Source organism: Arthrobacter crusticola (assembly GCF_004357995.1).
Classification (GTDB): domain Bacteria; phylum Actinomycetota; class Actinomycetes; order Actinomycetales; family Micrococcaceae; genus Arthrobacter_D; species Arthrobacter_D crusticola.
In genome coordinates this window covers 355,494-371,764 of sequence record NZ_SMTK01000004.1, presented here as the reverse complement: position 1 = coordinate 371,764, position 16,271 = coordinate 355,494, and the positions used below count along the sequence as shown (strand labels likewise).

13 protein-coding genes, 1 tRNA gene and 1 other RNA gene are annotated in these 16,271 nt (G+C 67.6%); 7 read left to right on the top strand and 8 right to left on the bottom strand.

Annotated features, from left to right (window positions below; translation table 11 throughout):
* Positions 1 to 96 precede the first annotated feature (96 nt).
* The 6 genes from rbsD to E2F48_RS13430 are packed head-to-tail and all read right to left on the bottom strand — an operon-like array spanning position 97 to position 5,924.
* Positions 97 to 480 carry a D-ribose pyranase gene (rbsD, locus tag E2F48_RS13455; RefSeq protein WP_133404468.1) on the bottom strand — a complete coding sequence of 128 codons (384 nt, stop codon included), beginning with the start codon at positions 478 to 480 and terminating at the stop codon, positions 97 to 99.
* Positions 477 to 1,424: a ribokinase gene (locus E2F48_RS13450; protein WP_133404467.1), complete on the bottom strand. Its 948-nt coding sequence runs from the start codon at positions 1,422 to 1,424 to the stop codon at positions 477 to 479. The genes rbsD and E2F48_RS13450 overlap by 4 nt, the downstream gene beginning before the upstream one ends.
* On the bottom strand, positions 1,421 to 2,359 hold the full coding sequence (locus E2F48_RS13445; RefSeq protein WP_133404466.1) for a substrate-binding domain-containing protein: 939 nt from the start codon (positions 2,357 to 2,359) through the stop codon (positions 1,421 to 1,423). Before E2F48_RS13445 ends, E2F48_RS13450 begins: the two co-directional genes overlap by 4 nt.
* A gap of 42 nt (positions 2,360 to 2,401) precedes the next feature.
* Positions 2,402 to 3,385: an ABC transporter permease gene (locus E2F48_RS13440; protein ID WP_133404465.1), complete on the bottom strand. Its 984-nt coding sequence runs from the start codon at positions 3,383 to 3,385 to the stop codon at positions 2,402 to 2,404.
* Positions 3,382 to 4,914: a sugar ABC transporter ATP-binding protein gene (locus E2F48_RS13435; protein ID WP_133404464.1), complete on the bottom strand. Its 1,533-nt coding sequence runs from the start codon at positions 4,912 to 4,914 to the stop codon at positions 3,382 to 3,384. The genes E2F48_RS13440 and E2F48_RS13435 overlap by 4 nt, the downstream gene beginning before the upstream one ends.
* Positions 4,911 to 5,924: a LacI family DNA-binding transcriptional regulator gene (locus E2F48_RS13430; RefSeq protein ID WP_133404463.1), complete on the bottom strand. Its 1,014-nt coding sequence runs from the start codon at positions 5,922 to 5,924 to the stop codon at positions 4,911 to 4,913. The genes E2F48_RS13435 and E2F48_RS13430 overlap by 4 nt, the downstream gene beginning before the upstream one ends.
* A gap of 108 nt (positions 5,925 to 6,032) precedes the next feature.
* Between E2F48_RS13430 and E2F48_RS13425 the strand changes: the two genes are divergently transcribed.
* On the top strand, positions 6,033 to 6,902 hold the full coding sequence (locus E2F48_RS13425; RefSeq protein WP_133404462.1) for a Cof-type HAD-IIB family hydrolase: 870 nt from the start codon (positions 6,033 to 6,035) through the stop codon (positions 6,900 to 6,902).
* Positions 6,903 to 6,920: 18 nt separating this feature from the next.
* Here the strand turns inward: E2F48_RS13425 and E2F48_RS13420 are convergent, their stop codons facing one another.
* Positions 6,921 to 7,436 (bottom strand): glutathione peroxidase, encoded by a 516-nt coding sequence (locus E2F48_RS13420; protein WP_133404461.1) that lies wholly within the window; start codon positions 7,434 to 7,436, stop codon positions 6,921 to 6,923.
* Between the two features lie 181 nt (positions 7,437 to 7,617).
* Here E2F48_RS13420 and E2F48_RS13415 point away from each other — a divergent pair, with 181 nt between their 5' ends.
* Positions 7,618 to 8,538, top strand: coding sequence for an oxygenase MpaB family protein (locus tag E2F48_RS13415; protein ID WP_133404460.1), 921 nt, complete (start codon positions 7,618 to 7,620; stop codon positions 8,536 to 8,538).
* Positions 8,539 to 8,976: 438 nt separating this feature from the next.
* Here E2F48_RS13415 and E2F48_RS13410 read toward each other — a convergent pair.
* Positions 8,977 to 9,061, bottom strand: a tRNA-Ser gene (locus E2F48_RS13410).
* A gap of 96 nt (positions 9,062 to 9,157) precedes the next feature.
* Here E2F48_RS13410 and E2F48_RS13405 point away from each other — a divergent pair.
* From E2F48_RS13405 to recR, 5 genes are all read left to right on the top strand, one after another.
* Complete coding sequence (locus E2F48_RS13405; RefSeq protein WP_165968766.1) at positions 9,158 to 10,609, top strand: HNH endonuclease signature motif containing protein; 1,452 nt, start codon at positions 9,158 to 9,160, stop codon at positions 10,607 to 10,609.
* Positions 10,610 to 10,823: 214 nt separating this feature from the next.
* Positions 10,824 to 10,919: signal recognition particle sRNA small type (gene ffs, locus E2F48_RS13400), an RNA gene on the top strand.
* 59 nt (positions 10,920 to 10,978) lie between these two features.
* Positions 10,979 to 11,911, top strand: coding sequence for a tRNA glutamyl-Q(34) synthetase GluQRS (gluQRS, locus tag E2F48_RS13395; RefSeq protein ID WP_133404458.1), 933 nt, complete (start codon positions 10,979 to 10,981; stop codon positions 11,909 to 11,911).
* A gap of 9 nt (positions 11,912 to 11,920) precedes the next feature.
* Positions 11,921 to 15,574, top strand: a complete 3,654-nt coding sequence (locus E2F48_RS13390; RefSeq protein WP_133404457.1) for a DNA polymerase III subunit gamma and tau — start codon at positions 11,921 to 11,923, stop codon at positions 15,572 to 15,574.
* An 80-nt stretch (positions 15,575 to 15,654) separates the two neighbouring features.
* Positions 15,655 to 16,251 (top strand): recombination mediator RecR, encoded by a 597-nt coding sequence (gene recR / locus E2F48_RS13385; RefSeq protein WP_133404456.1) that lies wholly within the window; start codon positions 15,655 to 15,657, stop codon positions 16,249 to 16,251.
* The last annotated feature ends 20 nt before the right edge of the window (positions 16,252 to 16,271 follow it).

Genomic DNA, 16,271 nt, shown 5'->3' with positions numbered 1-16,271 from the left:
TGATACAGCCTATGGAAAACAGGCGCGCAATGGAATATAAGCCTCCGCGGCCGCCGATCCGTGGCCAAAGGGTTACCTTTGGCCACGGATGTCGGCCTAGAAATCCACGCCGGATTGAAGGATGACGTTGGCGTACGGGGTGGCCTCCCCGGTGCGGATCACCAGCCGCGCCGTGGGCAGCAGGGCCTTCAGGTCGTCGTGCGGGATGGTTCGGGGAGTAAGCCCCTCCGCACGCACCCACTCGCCGGCCACGCCGTCCTGCGCTTCGGTGGCGATGATGCTGCCTTCGACGACGATCTCTGCCAGCACCGCCCGCAGCACATCCGCGAACCGGGGAATCCCCCGGACCAGGGTGAGGTCGACGGTCGGGACCGTCGCGGGGATGGGCAGGCCGCTGTCGGCGATGACGACGAGGTGGCCGTGGCCCAGGCCCGCGATGGCCGAGCTGAGAGCGGGGTTCAGGATGCCTGAACGCTTCATTCGATCGCCCCTTCGCGCGTGCTGACCCCGTCCCCGGGGAGCTCGTCACCCAGTGCCGGGTAGGACGGCTGGGCCCCCTCGGACCGGACGGCGTACGCACCGACGCGCACGGCGAACCCGACGCCGGAGACCAGGCTGTCGCCCGCGGCAAGGCGGGCGGCGAGCGCCCCGACGAAGGCGTCACCGGCCCCGGTGGTGTCGACCGCCGAAACCTTCGGCGCCGGGAAGTGCTCCACCGTGCCGTTGGAGGCCACCATGGCTCCTTCGGCACCGAGGGTGAGGACGACGGAGGCGAAGCCGGCCGCCGACAGCGCCTCGATGATCCTTCGGTGGTCCGCCGCCGTGGGGAGGTCCCGGACTCCCAGTTGCTCGAGCACCAGGATGCCCTCGTGCTCGTTGACCACCAACGGGTCGGCGGCCAGCAGCGCGGAGCGGTCGATGTCGATCACCGGCGCAAGGTTGATCATCACACGGCCCTGGGCGTGCCGCACGGCTTCGGCAATCGACTCGGCGGGGATTTCCCCCTGAAGCACGAGGACCGAGGCCTCAGAGATCAGGGACGCCTGGGATTCCACGACCTCGCGGATCACCTCGGCGTTGGCGCCGGGGATCACCACGATTGAGTTTTCGCCGCTTACCGAAACCTGGACGAGGGCCACGCCGGTGCCGGCGTCCGCATGGCGGAGGGCGAGCCGGACCCCAGCGGAACGCAGCCCGGCCAGGGCTGCGTCCGCGTAGGCGTCCCGGCCGACGGCGCCGATCAGGGTGACCGGCGCCCCCAGCCGTGCGGCCGCTACGGCCTGATTGGCACCCTTGCCACCGGGCAGGACGGTCATTGACCGGCCCAGCACGGTTTCACCCGGTTGCGGATGGCGTTCCAGCGTCACGACGAGGTCGGCGTTGATCGACCCCACGACGACGACGCCCGGTGGATTGGTGCTCATTCCGTGAACTCTCCGACGTTTTCCTCGTTGACGGTGGTCACGGGCACGGGAACCGTGGACTCGACCTCTTCGTCGTTGAGGAGCTGGACGAGGATCTCGACCGAGCGCTTGCCGAGCTCAGCGGGCTGCTGGGCGATCGTGGCCGTCAGGGTGCCCGCCTCGATCGCAACGAGCCCTTCCTCCGTGCCGTCGAAGCCGACGACGCTGACCTCGCTGCCGGCCCGGTCACCGAGCGCCTGGATGGCGCCCAGCGCCATCTCATCATTCTCGGCGAAGATTCCGGTGACGTCCGGGTTGGACTGCAGCAGGTTCGTTGCCACGTTCAGCGCTTCCGCCCGGTCGAAGTTGGCGGTCTGCTGCGCCACCACCTCAATGTCCGGGTAGGCCTTGAGTCCTTCGGCGAACCCTTCCCCGCGGTCGCGGCTGGCGGAGGTTCCCGCCACGCCCTGGAGCACGATCACCTTGCCCTTCTCGCCCATGGCCCGGGCCAGTTCTTCGGCGGCCTGCTTCCCGCCGGCCACATTGTCACTTGAAACCAGGGACTGGATTTCGGCCCCGTTCACGGTGCGGTCGACGGCCACGATGGGAGTGGCGTTCTCGATCAGCGGGGCCACCGAAGCCGCCGCAGCGTCCGAGTCGACCGGGTTGATGATGACGCCGTCGGTGCCGCTCGCGGCGGTGGCGAGCTGGTTGGTCTGCGTCGCGGAATCGTTCTGCGCGTCGATGACCTCGAGGTCGATTCCGGCGTCATCGGCCGCGGCCTGGGCACCGTCGCGCAGTTCGACGAAGAACGGGTTGTTCAGCGTCGAGACAGCCAGCGTGACGCTGTCGCCGCCTGACGCCGCGTCGTCTCCGCCGCGGTTGCATGCGGCGACGCCGAGCAGGAGTGCGGCTGAGGCGGAAAGCGTCACGATCTTGGTGGGAGTGAACTTCATTGTTTTTTCCTTTTATCAGTGGGGTGGTTAGAGAGGAAAGTTTTAGTGCTGCGCGGTCTTGCGGCGGAGCGAGTCCACACCGACGGCCAGGGCGATCACGAGGCCGATGACCACCTGCTGCCAGAAGGATGAGACGTTGAGCAGGTTGAGCCCGTTGCGGATGACAACCAGGACGAGCGCACCGATCAGGGTGCCGCTGATCCGCCCGACACCGCCGGCGAGGGAGGCCCCGCCGATGACGACGGCGGCAATGGCGTCAAGCTCATACCCGACCGCCGCCTGCGGCTGGGCCGAATCGAGCCTGCCGGACAGCAGCAGACCCGCGAGCGCCGCGAAGAGCCCGGAGAGCGCGAAGACTGTGATGAGGACCCGCCGCACGGGGATACCGGACAGCCGGGCGGCCTCGGTGTTGCCGCCCACTGCGTACATGTAGCGGCCCATGACCGTGAAGTTGAGGATCAGGGCTGCGACGGTACCGGCGATGATCAGCACCACGATGGGCATGGGCACCGGGCCGAGCATGCTGCCGAGGAAGGAAACCTCGGGAGCGGTCGGGATGGGCCGGCCGCCGGAGAGGACCAGGGTGAGACCGCGGGCCACACTCAGCATTGCGAGGGTGGCAATGAACGATGGAAGTCGTCCGTAGCTCACCGCTAGTCCGCTCACCGCGCCGCTCAGGGTGCCGATGAGGAGCCCTCCAATCAGTGCGATCCAGCCTGGCAGGTCGGCCTGGGAGAAAATCCAGGCCGAGCCCATCGCCGAGAGTGCCGCAACCGATCCCACGGACAGGTCGATTCCGGCCGCGACGATCACGAAGGTGAGCCCGAAGGCGAGCACCGCGATCACCGAGGCCTGGATGCCGACGTTCAAAAGGTTCCGGCCGGTAAGGAAGTCGGGGGTGGCGATGAAGAGCGCCAGCCCGAGGACCACCAGCCCTACGAGTGCTCCATTACCAGAGAGGAACGTCATGAACGATCCCCGTCCGCGCCCCTTGGGGACAGCTACAGCTTCAGCTACCTTGTTCATGATTCGTCCTTCATCTGCTTGTCTTCAATTTCTCGCTGTACATCGCGGACGGCCAGCGACATCACTGAGTCCTGCGTTGCGGATTCGGCTGGCAGTTGGCCGGACACATGGCCGCCGCTCATGACGACGATCCTGTCGGCCATACCGAGCACTTCGGGCAGTTCGCTTGAGACCATCACGACGGCGCCGCCGGCCGCGGTGATGGCGTTGATCAATTCGTAGATTTCGACCTTCGCCCCGACGTCGACGCCGCGGGTCGGTTCATCGAGCAGCAGGACGGTTGCGCCGGCGACGATCCACCGGGCGAAAACTGTTTTCTGCTGGTTCCCGCCGGAGAGCGAGCCGACGGTCTGGTCGAGGCTCGACATCCGGATCCGGAGCTTGTCGGCGACCTCCTGGGCACGCTTGCGCTGCCCGGCGAAATCGACGATCCCGGCCCGCGCCGTCGCCGCCAGGGTCGCGTAGCCGATGTTCTCGTTGACCGCCGCGCCCAGGACAAGGCCCTGGACCTTCCGGTCCTCGGGCACGTGGCCGATGCCGGCCCGGATCGCCGCACCGACGTTGAGCGGCGGCAGGGCCTTGCCCCGGACCGAGATGGTTCCCGAGGTGTACGGGTCGATTCCGGCGATGGCGCGGATCACCTCGGTGCGGCCCGCACCGACCAGCCCGGCGAGCGCGACGACCTCACCGGCCTGCACCGAGAAGGAAACGTTGTTGACCATGCCCTTCGTGGAGAGCCCGCGGACCTCGAGCAGGGTTTCTGCGGGCCCGGCGTACTCGCGGCGGCGCGGGAACTGCTGGTCGATGTCACGGCCGACCATGAGGCGTACCAGTTCGTCCTCGTGGGTGGTGGCGGGAACCTCCGCAATGAACCGGCCGTCGCGCAGGACCGAGACCGAATCGCCGATGGCGGCGATCTCGTCGAGGTGATGGCTGATGAACACCATTCCCACCCCGCGGGACCTCAGGTCCTCCACGACCTTGAACAGCGAGGCGATCTCCCGCTTGGTCAGTGCCGCGGTCGGCTCGTCGAGGATCAGCATGCGGGCGTTCAGGCTCAGGGCCTTCGCGATCTCGACGAGCTGCTGGTGCGCAATGCCCAGTTCCCCCACCTGGCGGTCGACGTCAAGGTCCAGCCCGATCAGGGCGAGGGCGGCGCGCGCGTCCTCCTTCATCCGAGCCTTGTCCACCAGCCCGAACCGGCGGGGCAGGCGCCCCAGGGAGATGTTCTCGGCGATGCTCATCGTGCCCACCAGGTTGAGTTCCTGGTGGATGGTGGCGATACCGTGCTTTTCGGAGGCCTTGGTATCGGGAAGCTGGACCTCCTCGCCGTCGATCAGGATCCTGCCGCCGTCGGGTTGGTGGACGCCTGCCATCATCTTGATCAGGGTCGATTTGCCGGCTCCGTTTTCGCCCAGGAGAACCTGCACCTTGCCGGGCAGCACGTTGACACTGACGCCATCGATCACGGTGACGGGGCCAAACGCCTTCGACACATTGTCCAGCGTAAGGATGGGACTGCCGTTCATGATTGCCGTTCTTTCTCAAATTCGGGGGTGGAGCCGCGGACGATCAGGCGGCCTGGGATGGTGTGGGAGGCGGGTGATCCGCCCCCGATGACGCTCATCAGCATGTCGACAGCCAGGCGCCCCATTGCGTCGATATCGTGTGCGATCACCGTGAGTGGCGGGTTGATGAGGGTGAACGCGTCGATGTCGTCGTGGGCGACGAAAGCGAGGTCGGTCCCGATGGCGATGCCGCGTTCATTACAGACCCCTACCGCCCCGATGCTCATCAGGCTGTCCGCGGCGAGCAGGGCCGTGGGCGGGTTGGCGAGGTCGAGGAGGGTTCGCGCCCCTTCGGCTCCGCTGGCAGCCTGGAAGTCGCCGAGGAAGATGAGATCGGCGTCGGTATCCGCCCCCGTGGCAGCCAGGGCTTCCTTGTAGGAGCGGAGGCGCTCGCGGCCTGTGGAGGTTGACTGCGGGCCGGCGATGTAGCCGATGCGGCGGTGTCCCCGGGCCGTGAGGTGCTTCACGGCGTCGTGGATGCCCGTCGAGTTATCCGGGCTGACGGAGGGGACCTTGATGGAGTCGAGGACCCGGTCAACGAAGACCACCGGCACCCCGCTGCGGAGCAGCTGGCTGAGGTTGCCGCCATCACCCTGGGGTGCCGCAATGACACCGTCCACCCGCTGGGACAGCATGACGTCAATGTACTCGTCCTGCTGCTCCACATTCTCGTTCGCGTTACCAAACAGCGTCATGTATCCGAAACTGCGGGCCCGCTGCTCCACTGCATGGGCGAGGTCGCCGAAGAAGGGATTGCGGACGTCCGGGAGGAGCAGGCCAATGGTCTGCGTGCGGGTATTCCGTAGGGACCGGGCCTGCGCATTGGGACGAAAGCCGAGCCGTCCGGCCGCGGCCTCAACGGCCTTGCGCGCCTCCGGCGAGGTTGCCGGGTGGCCCGAGAGGACGCGCGATGCTGTGGCTTTCGAAACCCCCGCGGCCTCCGCCACGTCCTTGATCGTAATCTGCTTCATTGCATTTCCTTACGGTGGAATCGATTCCATGGAATCGATTCCACGAGTATGTGCTCTCATGCCTTGATTGTCAACAGGCGCCGGGGCGGCGTCGGTCCATAATGGGACATGCCCTTTTTCGAAGCCCGCATGGGCCTGCTCCTCGACGTTGACGGCCCCATTGCCAGCCCCGTCACGCGTACTGTTCCCCAGCCGATCATCGATTACCTGCTCCGGCTGGCCGGCGCCGGATGGCCTGTGGTCTTCAACACGGGCCGCTCGGACGCTTTCATTCGGGAACAGTTATTGAACCCCATGATGGCCTCAGGTATTCCCGACGGGGTGCGGTTCCATGCGATCTGCGAAAAGGGTGCGTCCTGGTTCAGCTTCGACGCCGACGGTGCAGGTGAAGTGCACGTGGACAAGGAACTTGCCCTGCCCTCCAGCTTCGGCGACGACGTCCGGGACCTGGTGGAGGAGAAGTACTCCGCACTGATGTTCTTCGATGAGACCAAGCGCGCGATGGTCTCGGTCGAGCAGTCGCTCGATGTCAGCAGCGCCGACTACCTTGCCGGCCAGGCTGAGTTCGACGCCGACGCGTTCGACATCCTGGTGAGCTACGACATGGGCGGAATCCGGCTGGGCCGCGAGCGGCCCGACAGCAACGGAGAGGTGGGCTACCGCATCGACCCCACCATCATCTCCACCGACATCGAATCGGTCCGGTTGGGCAAGGACCTCGGCGCTGAGCGGGCGCTGGCCCTGCTGGCGCCCTATGGAGAAGTTCCCAACACGTGGCGGACCGTCGGCGACTCACGGACCGATTACGCCATGGCGGACTACCTCCACGGCAAGGGCTACGACGTCGCGCACGTCGACGTCCGGCCCTCCGACGGCGTGCCGGAGAAGCCGTACCCCATCCTTATCGAGGAGGGCCTGGTCAACGAAGAGGCCGGGGCAGCCTTCCTCGCAGGCTGCGTCGCAGTCCTCGCCAAGTAGGGCCGAGTAGGCCGGCGCTCAGGCTGCGGCCTTTCGACATGACTCGATCGCGGCAGCGATCTCGGGCGCGTCGGGCTCCACTGTGGGGGCAAAGCGGTCGATGATGATCCCTTCCCGGTTGATGAGGAATTTCTCGAAGTTCCACCTCACCAGCCCGGGCAGCACCGACTTCGACAGCCCGGCGCCCTTGTACTGGGTCAGCCGGGCGTACAGCGGGTGCTGGTTCTTCCCGCGCACATCCGCCTTGCGCGTGAGCGGGAAGGTGACTCCGAAATTCATCGAGCAGAAGGCCCGGATGTCCTCGTCGGTCCCCGGTTCCTGGTTCATGAACTGGTTGCAGGGAACGCCGAGCACGACGAAGCCGTCCGCCTCGTACTTCCGGTACAGCCGCTCAAGCCCCTCGTACTGGGGAGTGAAGCCGCAATTCGAGGCGACGTTGACCACCAGGACGATGCTGCCCCGGTAGTCGCCGAAGGACCGCGTGGTGCCGTCGTTCATGGCCAGCTCGATGTCATAGAGGTCACTTGTGGGCATGGCTGCTCCTCACTGGTCGTTACCGGTGCAGGATCTTCGTTTCGGGGCGCCCTTTGGATGGGATGCCCGGCGGGGAAGTTGGGGCAGAGAAAGCAGGACAGGGAACTCCGCGGCCGTGGCCTTCGTGAAAGAGGTCAGCGGCATTCCTGCCCGCGCCGGTTTTCCAGGGAGACCTATGCTGATGGATCTTGTTGCGGCATGGCGCACTCAGCTGCGCACCACGTTCACCGCGGGTGATCCTGCAATTCCCCAGTGGCAGTTGGATCTCGAACAGGGCGACGACGTCGGCTACTTCGTTCCCGGCTCCGCCGTGTGGGCGGTGAACGGATCAATGACCCCGCTGGTTGCGGGCGTCCGTGCGTTGCTGCTCCAGGCCCTGCATCCCGGCGCTATGGCAGGCGTCCACGCGCACTCCTCATTCCGTGAGGACCCGCTGGGACGCCTGGCCAACACCATCCGGTGGATCTTCACCGTCACCTACGGATCCCAGCGTACAGCGCAGGAGGGATCCGCCTTCGTCCAGCGGCTGCACCAGCGGGTCCGGGGCACGTACGTCGACAGCAACGGCACCACTCGCGAGTATTCCGCCGCCGATCCTGCGCTCGTCCGCTGGGTCCACCTCGCCTTCACCGATGCGTTCCTCGCCGCACACAAGGCCTACGGGGATCCCATCCCCGGCGGCGGCGACCAGTACGTCGCCGAGTGGGCGCAGGCCGGTGAGCTCATGGGGGTTGAGTCGCCACCGCGTTCGGAAGCGGAGCTGGCAGCACAGTTGAGGGCTTTCGACCCTGAGCTGACGAACAGCGACCAGGTCCAGGAGGCCCTCGCGTACATCAAGCGCCCTCCCCTGCCGGCCTCTCAGCGGCTCGGTTATCGGGTGCTGTTCGCCGCGGCGGTCGCGACCCTTGAGCCGCGTCATCGGGAAATGCTCGGGTTGCGGGTGCCTTCCCTCGGGCCGATCCCGCTTCCGGTCAAGGCGGCAACCCATCTTGTCCTGAAGGTGGTGCGTCTTGGGCTGGGGCCGGAGGGCCCGAGCGAAGCGGCCGCCCGCCGTCGGATCGCGCGGGTACGGGCAGCCGGATCCAGCCGACGAACCGCGTGACGGAGGCGTCGGACCGATGACGCCAGCCTGGAGCGAGCGGGCACGGGCAGCCGCATTCAGCCCCCCGAACGGCGAGACAGAGGCGTCGGACCGATGACGCCCGCCGTCGGATCGCGCGGGTACGGGCGGCCGGATCCAGCCGACGAACCGCGTGACGGAGGCGTCGGACCGATGACGCCAGCCTGGAGCGAGCGGGCACGGGCAGCCGCATTCAGCCCCCCGAACGGCGAGACAGAGGCGTCGGACCGAGGCGGATGCCGGACCGATGACTCCATCCCGGAGCGCGCGGGCACGGGCAGCCGGATCGAGCCCGCGAACGGCGTGACGGAGGCTCCAGGCGCCCGGCCTCCCCGAGTTCCGGCTCCGACTCCTAGGAACCTGTCCGCCGTGAAGGCATGAAAAAAGCCCCGGCCATTGAAGACCGGGGCTTATTTTCTGCGGAGGATGGGGGATTTGAACCCCCGAGGGCGTTAACCCAACACGCGTTCCAGGCGTGCGCCATAGGCCGCTAGGCGAATCCTCCTAATTTGGAGCAGATACCAGAATACCTAAACATGGGTCAGGTTCCGAATCGGCGCCCTCCGCCTGTTTTGTCAGAGGGAGGTGATGGACTATGGGCATGGTCCAGCCAGCACCGGAAACCAAGGCCGACGAAGCCTTCGATCCCGGGTGGACGGAGCCCAGTTCGGCCCTCGAGGGTGGCTTGTTCTCGTACCTTGAAAACGAGCCGCTATGGCTCGCGCACGAGCTTACGACTCTTGACCCTGCCGCCATCGCCGAGCTGAATGCCGGTGAGTCTGTAGACACCCTTGAGAAGGTTGCGCGGTTGGAGAGATGGCTTTCCGCCCTGAAGGCCCGGATTGTTCACCGCGTCGGCACTTCGATGACCGAACGCGCACGCTCCGGGGTCGAGCACCGCCTGGCGTCCATGAACGCGGTCAGCGAGACCGCGTGTGTCCTCAACATTCCTGAGGGTACTGCCGGTTTCCTTCTCAATGAATCGACCGCCCTGGTCGAAGACTTCCCACCGTCACTCGAGGCGCTGGATTCAGGGATGATCACCTACCAGCACGCGCAGGTGATCATCCGGGAAAGCACTGGCATTCCTGCTGAAGAGCGGGCCGGGTATGAGGAATCCCTGCTGAAGGTGGCCCCGGACCTGACCCGTCCGCAGCTCGCGGTCCGGGCCCGGCGGCTGAGGGAGACAATGTGCCCCAAGGCAGCCGCCGAGCGACGTACCAAGGCCGAGGCCGACCGGGCCGTCTGGCTGGAACCGGCTCCGGACGGCATGGCCTACCTTGGTGCGTTCCTGGGCGCCGAAAACGCCGTCGCCATGTTCGACCGGCTGACCCGTGCCGCTCGCGCCGCACAGGGGCCGAACGAGGCGCGGACCTTGGCCCAGCTGCGTGCGGATGCGCTGGCAGGCCTGGTGATCCAGGACAACCCCTCCCTGCAGGAAAACGGGATTCTAAGTGGCATTCGGCCCCAGGTGCTCGTGACCGTTCCGGTGCTGTCCCTGCTGCGAGAGAGCGGAATGCCCGGTGACCTCGAGGGGTACGGCCCGATCCCGGCAAGTGTCGCCCGGAAGCTCGCGGCGAATGCACCTTCCCTGCTGCGGCTGCTCACCGATCCGGTGGATTCGGCGGTGCTCGACGTCGGTCGACGCCGCTATCGGGTACCGACTGACCTGAAAACCTATCTGCGCGTCCGCGACAAGACCTGCAGGTATCCGGGATGTAACCGGTCAGCGGCCACGGCGGACCTCGACCACACGATCCCCTGGGAAGACGGCGGAAGCACCGGGCCGGGGAACCTCGCCTGCCTCTGCCCCAAGCACCACCGCATGAAACACGAGGCCGGCTGGTCGGTGCGGCAGCATCCGGGAGGGGTGCTCGCCTGGACGTCGCCAACCGGGAGAAATTACTCGACGAGACCGGAGGATCCTCCTGCCGCGATGCCGTCTGATACCGGACAGTCGTGGGCATCAGCGGGGGCATCAGGGCAGGGGTCGGGTCGAACGCCCGGTCCGGCCTGGCGTCCGCCACTGCCTGAGCACCCGCCGCCCTTCTAGGCTTCTCACCCTCCGGGAGCGTAGGGACACCGGCCGGCCCGGCGTCCGCCACCGCCCTGAGCACCCGCCGCCCTTATAGGCTTGCCACCCGCGGGAAAGGTAAGTACGCGCGGCCATCTTGACGCCGCCGTTGCCCATCGGAAGCCCGGATCGAGGCACAACGCACCGCCAGCAGGGCGCTCAGGAGCAGTCCCCAAGTTCCTGTAGACTATTTCCCGGCCCCTCATGTGGTGTCATCCTGTGAACTCCCCCAGGACCGGAAGGTAGCAAGGGTAAGCGGGCTCTGGCAGGTGCATGGGGGGTCTTTACTTTAACCGTCGGCCGGATAGGCCGACCCCTTGGCAGGGAATGCGGCGAGGGAGCTGAACCATGGAGACGATCTCAGGGGCAGGGCGCTTTGCGCCAAGCCCTTCCGGCGAGCTGCACCTCGGCAACCTCCGCACGGCAATCCTCGCCTGGCTGTTCGCCCGGTCCACAGGACGCCAATTCCTGCTCCGCATCGAGGATCTCGACACCGCCCGCGCCGGCGCCGAGGAAGCCCAGATCAGGGAACTGTCAGACCTGGGCCTGGACTGGGACTTACCGCCCATCCGCCAGAGCGAGCACCTGCCGCGCTACGAGGCGAGCATCGCGTCCCTGGTGGAGGCGGGCCTGCTGTATGAGTGCTTCTGCACCCGCCGCGACATCGCGGAGGCCGCCACCGCTCCCCACGCGCTACCCGGTGTCTACCCCGGAACCTGCCGGAACCTCACCGAATCCCAGCGCGAGCTCCGCCGCCGCGAGCGGCCGCCCGCGCTCCGGCTGCGCGCCGGCGTCGAGGCCCTCACCATTCAGGACCGGCTGCACGGCGAGTACACCGGTCCCGTCGATGACTTCGTGGTCCGGCGCAATGACGGCGTGCCCGCCTACAACCTCGCGGTCGTCGTCGACGACGCCGCGCAGGGAATCGACCAGGTGGTGCGCGGCGGAGACCTTCTCAGCTCGGCCCCGCGCCAGGCGTACCTCGCGGGCCTGCTCGGAGTCCCGGCCCCGCTCTACGCGCACGTGCCGCTGGCACTGGGCAAGGACGGGCGCAGGCTGGCCAAGCGGGATGGATCGGTGACCCTCGAAGCCCTCGGCGCGGAGGGCCTGCCCGTGGAGGCCGTCCGCGCCATCATCCTGAAATCGATGGACCTGCCGGCCGGTCCGTTGAGTGCCGTCCTTGAAGTATTTGATCCGGACCTGCTCCCCCGCGATCCGTGGATCGTGGAGCCTTCCCTCTTCTCCCCCACCGGAATGCGTTCCGTCACCCGCAACCGATAAGGTTCATCTGTGAGTACAGCCCTTTACCGTCGGTACCGCCCCGAGACCTTCGCGGACGTGATCGGCCAGGAGCACGTCACCGACCCGCTGATGGCCGCCATCGAAAAGGGCCGGGTCAATCACGCTTACCTGTTCTCCGGGCCCCGCGGCTGCGGCAAGACCACCTCGGCACGCATCCTCGCCCGCTGCCTGAACTGCGCCCAAGGCCCGACGCCGACGCCGTGCGGTGTGTGCGACAGCTGCGTCGAGCTGGCCCGCAACGGCTCCGGCAGCCTCGATGTCATCGAGATCGACGCCGCGAGCCACGGCGGCGTCGACGACGCCCGCGACCTCCGCGAGCGCGCCACCTTCGCTCCGGTGCGCGACCGCTACAAGATCTTCATCATCGACGAGGCCCACATGGTGACCTCGGCCGGCTTCAATGCGCTCCTCAAGATCGTCGAAGAGCCACCGGAGCACATCCTCTTCATCTTCGCGACAACCGAGCCGGACAAGGTGATCGGGACGATCCGCTCGCGGACCCACCACTACCCCTTCCGGCTGGTGCCGCAGGAACCGCTGATGGCCTACCTAGAGCTGCTGTGCCGGCAGGAGAACGTTCCGGTTGCTCCGGGCGTGCTCTCCCTGGTGGTGCGGGCCGGCGGCGGATCCGTGCGCGATTCCCTCTCCGTGCTCGACCAGCTGATGGCAGGTGCGGGCGAGTCCGGCGTTGACTATGAACTGGCCGTCTCCCTACTCGGCTACACCCACGCGACCCTGCTAGACGACGTCGTCGACGCCGTCGCTGCCGGAGACGCCGCGACCGTCTTCACCGCAGTGGACCGGGTGATCCAGACCGGGCACGATCCGCGGCGGTTTGTTGAGGACCTCCTCGAGCGCTTCCGCGACCTGATCGTCATCAACGCCGTCCCCGAGGGGGCGGCTTCCGTACTGCGGGGCATCCCGGAGGACCAGCTGCACCGCATGCGGACGCAGGCGAACCAGCTTGGCGCCGGAGAATTGTCCCGTGCCGCCGACATCACCAACACCGCGCTCACCGAGATGACCGGAGCGACGTCACCGCGGCTGCACCTCGAGCTGCTGTGCGCGCGGATCCTGCTGCCCGCCGCGGACGAGTCTGTCCGCGGAACCCTTGCGCGGGTCGACCGGATCGAGCGCCGGCTCGCCTACGCAGGCACCGACCCGGCGCCGGCGACGGCAGCCCAGCCGGTGCGTGCAGCGGGTCAGGGCTCGGGCCGTCCCGCTGTGCCCGCCGCCGATGGAATGCAGGGCGCCGCACCGGTTCCCGCCGGCTCGCCGTCGGTTCCAACCGGGGGCACCACCCGCCCGACAGCCGGTGCGCCCCACGCATCGGAGACAGCAACGCCGGGCACGCCGGCATCAGGCAGGACGACGGCGGGCGAGAGTCCTTCGGCGAGCCGGAATGCCGATACTGCGGCAGCGGCCACCCCAACACCGGACGCGACGTCGCCTGCGGCAACCGGCGGCGCTGCAGCGCCGGGCGGTCCGGCGCCCGAACCACGGCGCGGCCAGGACGATGACGCCGCGTCCGTCACGACGCCTCCCGGCGCAGTCCCTGCCGCGCCGGCGCCCGCACCGGCCCCCGCGTCGGCCGACTGGGGCAACAGCTGGGGAAGCGAACCGCATGCGCAGGCAGCCCCCGCCGCAGCTGCGTCCGCCGCGGCCGCACCCTCCGCTGACCGCGCCAATGCAGGTTCCACACTGGCGGACCGCTCCGCTGGAGACCCCGCCGCACACAGCCCAGCCCCCACCGTCGAACCGGGCACCGGGACTTCTCCTGGCGCTCCGGAGCGGCCAGCCCAGGGTGCCCCGGCCGAGGCACCTGCCGCCCCGGGTGGTTCAGGTCAGATTGAGATGGTCCGTCGCGCCTGGCCGGAAATCATGGACGAACTCGCGAAGATCAAGCGGATCACCTGGCTCAACGTGAATGTTGATGCGAAGCCGCGGTCGATGGAGGGCAATAAGCTCATCCTCGCCTTCACCACTCCAGGCAACGCGATAGCCTTCCAACGCGGACCGCATATGGACAACGTACGTCAGGCCATCCAGAAGGTCTTGGGGCTCGACTGCATGATCGAGGCCATTCTCGACGGTCCGGGCCGGGGTGAGTCGGACCCAAAAGTACCGGCCAGCCGGCCAACGCCGGCTAAGGGCGCTCCCGACCCCCAACCAAATCCCGGGTCGAACCCCGGGGTTGGGTCGCCCTCGGCCGCAGCACCCCTCCCCCATCGTTCGGGCGCGCCCGTAGCGTCGCCGACCGGCCCTGCGGCCGCGCCCAACCGCCCCGAGGCACAGCCTCCTGCGCAGTCGCGCGCGCAAGGCGCACCAATGGGCAATGCTCCTGGTCCGGCAGCCCTATCGCCCGCCCCCGCCGTACCCAGCCCGCCCGAAGGCTCTCCGCGCACTCAGCAGCCACCCGAGCGGATGAGTTCGGTGGGCAACTCCGCCGGCCCCGCGAGTGGTGCAGCCGGCCCCGGCCCTCGACGATCGGACTCAGCCGCGCCGGGGTCACGCACACCGGGCCCACCTGCGCCCGGTCCACGCATGCCTGATTCACCTACGCAGGGCTCGCCTAAGCAGGGCCCACCCGCACCGGAATCACCCGCGCCAGGATCGGCCGCGCCGGATTCGCGCATGCCGGACTCACCCGCGCACGGTTCGCGCATGCCGGACTCACGCATGCCCGGTTCGCGCATGCCGGACTCACCCACGCCCGGGTCACCCGCTCCTAGTTCACCCGCACACGGTTCCCCTCGAACCGGCGATATGACTTCCCGGGAAACAGGTCCTTCGGTGGGAACCCCCGCGGTTCCCACCGGTGACCGCGTGGGATCAACCGGCAGCCGCACCGTGCCGTCGCCAAGCCAGGGAGGATCGGGCCTAGGCCCGGGAGCAGCGCCGGGTGCAGGACCGCGGGGCAACCAGGCCAGCGGTCCTTCTGCACCCCAGCCTGCACGGGATGACAGCAGGCCCTCGTCTTCGAGTCCGGAGCCGCCTCCGTCCTGGCAGAATCCGGATCCCGACGACGACTCATGGGCCCTGATCGAGCCTCCCGAGGATGCGTATGACCCGGGTCCCGGACACTACGGCGCTCCCGATGCTCCCGCCTCGCCGTCGCCGTCGCCGTCCCAGGAATCAGCCGCAGCCCGTCGTGCACCGGCAGGGCCGCAGGCACAGGTTGTTCCGCAGGTTCATGCTCAGGTTCAGGTACCGCCCCAGGCACAGGGCCACCAGGGACCGCCCTCGGCTACGACAGCGACCTCATTTGCTGGGTCGGACCATGGCTTGCCGCAAGCACCATCGCAGGCATCGGCCCGGCCCCACGCACCGGCCCAGCCACAAACCCCTGCCCAGCCGCAGTCACCGGCCGCCGCTGCGGGTGCATCCCAAAACGCTCCCACCCCGGCAACCGAAACGTCGTCCAAACCCATCAGCCGCTACCAGCGGCTGCTCGACGAAGCGGCCCGAAAGCGGGCCGAGGAGGCCGCGGCCGAGTCCGGAACCGTAGACTTGAGGTACGTCGAAGACGTTCCCAGCGCCGACGATGAGACGATCGAAGAAACCGGTCTCGTCGGGCGGTCGGCGATCGAACGGATCCTGAACGGCCGGCTCGTCGAGGAGCGTAGAATCGACGCCCAGTAACAGGCGGCGCATCCAGAAGATTCGGGGCGGGCCGATGCATCGTTCGCCCACCCGCAACATCAAACAATGAAGAAGGTCACGTGTACGAAGGCGCGGTTCAAGAGCTTATTGATGAGCTCGGTCGCCTCCCCGGTGTAGGACCGAAGTCCGCCCAGCGGCTCGCCTTCCACATCCTTGAGGCGGACGGAGACGACATGAAACGGCTCGTCAACGCCATCACCACCGTCAAGGAGCGTGTGAAGTTCTGCGCGATCTGCGGAAACGTCGCCGAGCAGGAGACCTGCGGAATCTGCAGGGATACCCGCCGCGACCCCTCAATGATCTGCGTGGTCGAAGAGTCCAAGGACGTCATCGCGGTGGAGCGCACCCGCTCCTTCCGCGGCCGCTACCATGTGCTCGGCGGCGCCATCAATCCCATCGCTGGAGTCGGACCGGATCAGCTGCGCATCAGGGAGCTCCTCAACCGGCTGACGGACGAGCAGATCAAGGAAATCATCATCGCCACCGACCCCAACCTCGAGGGGGAGGCGACGGCGACCTACCTGGTCCGGATGCTCAAGACCATCGGCATCCCGGTGACCCGGCTCGCCTCCGGCCTACCGGTCGGCGGAGACCTCGAATACGCGGACGAAGTCACCCTCGGGCGCGCCTTCGAGGGCCGCCGCTCCATGTCCTAGCCGGATCCGGTGGACCGGTG